Annotated in this window: 2 protein-coding genes; both read left to right on the forward strand. The window is 30.3% G+C overall.

Annotated elements, in window-relative coordinates:
* A partial coding sequence (locus ACVWXS_RS25815; protein ID WP_456960675.1) for an ATP-binding protein occupies positions 1-159 on the forward strand: 159 nt, incomplete at its 5' end.
* 1,504 nt (positions 160-1,663) lie between these two features.
* Complete coding sequence (locus ACVWXS_RS25820; RefSeq protein ID WP_456960674.1) at positions 1,664-2,218, forward strand: hypothetical protein; 555 nt, start codon at positions 1,664-1,666, stop codon at positions 2,216-2,218.
* Positions 2,219-2,699 lie beyond the last annotated feature (481 nt).

Consider the following 2,699-nt stretch of genomic DNA (forward strand, 5'->3'; position numbering starts at 1 on the left):
TTCACAACGAATGTGAACTTCAAATCGTGGGATGAAATTTTCCCTGAACCGAAGTTAGCGAATGCGATATTAGATCGTATTTTACATCACGCAAGCGTTGTCACAATCGTTGGTGATTCATACCGATTAAAGCATCATTTAACCTCGGAAAACGGGTAGTTTTGTACATCCTTAAACGAGCAAAAATGTACATAATCGTGTTGACATTTATAACTAGTTATTGGGGAAGTCTCTGGGTGTAGCCTAACGCAACTATACTTTCTGGAGAATGTCTGACTTAGTAGATGTTTATATTAATATTATGTTTTAGTTGTGGTTGTAGTTTTATTTATATAAATAGAAAAATACACTTAACAAAAGTAGAAATTTCCACTTCCGAAAAAAAGATACGACTTTTTAAATGTATTTTATGTCAATATAGAGCTTTAAATTGAAATGAACTATGTGATGAAGATGGGAAATAAAATGAATTAATTTTCGGGAACTAAGTGTGTTAAAAGTGGTTCATTTTTAGTCTCTTTTCGAGAACTAGGTGTACTTAGAAAATTTATTAGAAGTGTTAAAAATATTGTTATATCAAGGTTTATAGGAAATTAATGTTTATTTTAAATGGTGGTTCATATTTTTCTTAATATGGTAAAAGAATGGATGGAAGAATTAGAAGAGGTAGCTGGTTACGAACACTATGCGGTGGATTGTATATGATTAAAAGCGGTTTAGATAAACGTTTTGTATTGAATAGAAAAGAATATAGTAGAAAAGTTTTGCGTAGAGTGTAAGGGGATATAAATGATTGGTACATGTAATATAAATATCAAAATTCAGCAGTTACGACTGATCCAGTGTTTGTGGTAATAAGAGATACATCATTAGAAGAAGTATTGTATGCAGATACGTTTTTACTCGATTTTTTTGAAAAAGTAACTATTCTACGCCAGAAGTATATTTTTTCTATATTGTAAATCTGAAGTTCTGTGTATCCGTATTTCATTTAGATTATATGTAATTAAATGGTACTTCTTGTCAGCAGTCAAATATTGCTGATTTTTTTATCTAGATTTTGAAAAATTAGTGAAAATAATATTAAAGATTGATTTTCTTTTTAAAATTTAGTACTTATAATAAATAAGAACAAACGTTCCTATCGTGTAAAGAGGTGATTCATATTAGGGATTAACAGGTGCACCATTCGGCCTGACAGTGTATTGGATTTGTCCTTGCTAGAAACACTATTTATGCAATAAAAAGAGAATTAATAAAAGGTGATTGTTCGGATTTAAAATGAATCATGAATTTTAAATCCGAACGATTAAAAGTTTGTATTTGACGTTAAAAATGTGGTATTTATTCGCAGTATCTTTTTTTACAATTAATTGATTTATAAGTAGTTCATAAATATATTATTTTTGGGAACTAGGTGTACTTAGGGATCTTAATAGAAGTGATGAAAACAGCATTATATCAAGGTTCATAGGGAGTTACTGTTCATTTTAAAGCGTGGTTCATATTCGATAATGCGGTTCATTTCTAGGGCAAGCTAGTATAACACGTTAGTTTTTTATTAAAAGCCACTTTTTTAACGTCATTATTTTGCGGCCCGGAATTTTACGTTATGGTACAATATGTTAATTAATTACAATACTTTCTAAAAGGAGGATACATAATGAAAGCAACGAAACTCGTATCATTAGCAATACCTATTCTATTATTAGTAGGTTGTGTGATAGAAAATAAAGAGTCTACTCCTAAAACTGAGCAGTTAAGCAAATCAACAATGAAAACAGTAATATCAGAGAAACAGTATCCCTATTATATTTGTGAACAATTAGTAGAGTTTCAATACATGAAGGATTTATTCATAGTAAACTCGATGAAAGCTATGAAAGAAAAAGAAAAAGAAAAAGATATTTTAAAAACAGCAAACAAGATGGATAAGATTTTAGACAATATGGAATATATAAAAGTTCCTGATAAATACAAAGACATTCACAAAGACATACAAGTAGGGGTAACAGATGCAAGAAAAGCAACAAAGCTTGTTAAAGACGCTAGTAAAGAGGATAAACCGAATATGCAAGAAGCTGTATTAAAAAGTACTCCACATTTATCAGGTGTAGATGGAGAATGTTGGAATAGGGCAATTTATGAGTTAAGTAAGGAAAACAAAGATGCTTATGGTAAAGCACTTGATAAATTAATGAAAGAACATGCGGAATAATATAGTATAATGGGTTTTTTCCAAAATGCTGGCGGTACCCCAATCAATCTTTATTATAAATGATCAATCTTTTTTATAAAACTACAACTACTTAGATTAACAGCGTATAGGGATTAGACAGACAGCTTTGGCTGTCTTTTTTATTTTTAAAATAAGAACGGTTCTTAAATCGTTATGTGCGTATATCTTTAAAAGTTGCTGCGCTCTTAGTTTCATTCCCATATGTAAATGAATTACTGTACGAATCAAATCATTTAATTATACAAAATATCCAACAAAAGTGTCCATTACCATATTTTACACTATGTGGGTTATCGTGTTAGTATATATAAGTAGGTAAAGTGATTACCTAACAAAAAACATTCAAAAGGGAGTTTTACAAACATGAAAAAATTAGCATCTATCGCAATGGCATCAGCACTAACACTAGGAGGACTTGTTGGAGTATCAACAGTAGCACCAGAAGCACACGCTGCAGAAA

The organism is Lysinibacillus sp. TE18511, from assembly GCF_054062295.1.